Genomic DNA, 2,489 nt, shown 5'->3' with positions numbered 1-2,489 from the left:
TCGGGTGTGATGCCCCAGGAGGTGATGAGGCGGTAGAGGGAGACTTCGAGGGTGAAGAGGGCGGCTTGGGTGTAGAGGGTTTGGTTGAGGAGTTCGGGGTCTTGGCCCCAGACGATGTCGTTGAGTGGGTGGTCGAGGTGGTGGTTGAGTTCGGTGCTGGTTTCGTCCCAGGCTTGGGCGAAGGTGGGGTAGGCGTGGTGGAGTTCGCGGCCCATGCCGAGGCGTTGGGAGCCCTGGCCGGTGAAGAGCATGGCCAGCCCGCCGGTCATGGGGGTGGTGATGGTCGGTGATGAGAGGTTGGCCAGGAGTTCGTCGCGGTTGGTGCCCACGATGACCGCGCGGTGGGAGAGCGCTGCGCGTGTGGTGGCCAGGGACCAGCCGATGTCTGCCGGGTGCAGATGGGGGTTGTTCTCCACGAAGGACTTCAGACGTTCGGCCTGTGCGTGGAGGGCGGTCTCGCCCTCACCCGAAAGCACCCAGGGAATCGCGGGCAGCTCACCCCGATCCGACCCGGACTCCACTTCGGGATCGGCTACCGCAGGTGCCTGTTCCAGCACGACATGCGCGTTCGTGCCGCTCGCACCGAAGGAGGACACACCGGCCCGGCGAGGTCCGCCGGTCTTGGGCCAGTCCGTGCGTTCCGTCAGCAGCTCGACCGCGCCGGTGGTCCAGTCGACGTGGGGGGTGGGTTCGTCCACGTGGAGGGTCTGGGGCAGTACGCCGTGCTGCATCGCCATGACCATCTTGATGACTCCGGCGACGCCTGCTGCGGCCTGCGTGTGCCCGATGTTGGACTTGAGCGAGCCGAGGAGCAGGGGGCGGTCGGTGTCGCGGTCCTGGCCGTAGGTGGCCAGTAGTGCCTGTGCTTCGATGGGGTCGCCGAGTGTGGTGCCGGTGCCGTGTGCTTCGACGGCGTCGATGTCGGCCGTCGAGAGTCCGGCGTTGGCCAGGGCCTGGCGGATGACGCGTTGCTGGGAGGGTCCGTTGGGGGCTGTCAGGCCGTTTGAGGCGCCGTCCTGGTTGACGGCGGAGCCTCGTACGACCGCGAGGACCTGGTGGCCGTTGCGTTCGGCGTCGGAGAGCCGTTCTACGAGCAGCATGCCGACGCCCTCTGCCCAGCCGGTGCCGTCCGCACCTGCGGCGAAGGACTTGCACCGCCCGTCCGCCGCGAGACCCCCCTGGCGTGAGAACTCCACGAAGATCTGTGGTGTCGCCAGCACGGTGACACCTCCGGCGAGCGCCATCGAACACTCGCCGCGCCGCAGCGACTCGCATGCCAGGTGGAGGGCCACCAGCGACGATGAACACGCTGTGTCCACCGTCAGCGCCGGACCCTCCAGACCGAACGTATAGGCCACGCGTCCGGACGCGACGCTGCCCGCGGTACCTGTCCCGAGGTAGCCCTCGGCCTCCTCGGGGACATCGCGGAGCCAGGAGGCGTAGTCGTGGTACATCACGCCCGCGAAGACGCCGGTCCTGCTGCCCTTCAACGAGTCGGGGGCGATCCCGGCCCGTTCGAACGCCTCCCAGGACGCCTCCAACAGCAGCCGCTGCTGCGGGTCCATCGCGGCCGCCTCGCGCGGGGAGATACCGAACAGACCGGGGTCGAACTGGGCCGCGTCGTAGAGGAAGCCGCCGTCACTCGTGGACGACATCCCCGACCTGCCCTTCGCCCCAGCCAAGGCCGCAAGGTCCCAGCCCCGGTCCGAGGGAAGGACGGACACGGCGTCAGAGGCCGAGTCGATGAACCGCCACAGACCCTCGGGCGAGTCGATCCCGCCCGGGTAGCGGCAGCTCATGCCGACGATCACGATGGGGTCGTCGTCGGCCGCGACCGCTGTCGGAGCGTCCGTCAGGATCTCCTGCGAAGCGCCCAGCGCCTGCGCGAGTACGTGCCCGGCCAGCAGGCGAGGTGTCGGGTAGTCGAAGATGGCTGTTGCGGGCAGTCGTACGCCGGTGGCGGCGCTGACGCGGTTGCGCAGTTCCACGGCGGTCAGCGAGTCGAAACCGATCTCCTGGAACGTCCGCGACACCTCGACGGACCCGGCGGACGCGTGCCCGAGGACGGATGCGATGTGCTCCTGCACCAGGCGCAGGACGTACTGGCTCTGCTCGCTCTCGGACCGGCCCGTGAGATGGTGCCGGAACCCGGCCTGGGCGCCGCCGCTCTGGGCGGCCCGGCGGACCGGCGCGGTGACCAGACCACGCAGAACGGGCGGCAGGGTGCCGGCGGCTGCCTGCTCACGCAGTGCGGGGAGGTTCAGCGGATCGGCGAGCACCATCGCCTCGCCGGAGGCCAGTGCGGCGTCGAACAGCTCCAGTCCCTGCTGGTCGCTCAAACTCCTCCCGACCGACCGGGAAATCCTGGACAGCTGCACTTCGCCCAGATCACTGGTGAGTTCGCTGCGGTGTTCCCAGAAGCCCCAGGCGATGGAGGTGGCGGGGAGGTTGTTGGCGTGGCGGTGTGTGGCGAGTGCGTCGAGGTAGGT

The 2,489-nt window shown here is 69.1% G+C and carries 1 protein-coding gene; it reads right to left on the bottom strand.

The annotated features are described in order from the left end of the window. The coding region (locus ACWC5C_RS42020; RefSeq protein WP_450884631.1) for a type I polyketide synthase at window positions 1–2,489 on the bottom strand (2,489 nt) is incomplete at both ends.

It is taken from the genome of Streptomyces sp. NPDC001700 (genome assembly GCF_053596435.1).
The sequence above is the reverse complement of the archived record's forward strand: the minus strand, read 5'-3'. Positions and strand labels throughout refer to the sequence as shown.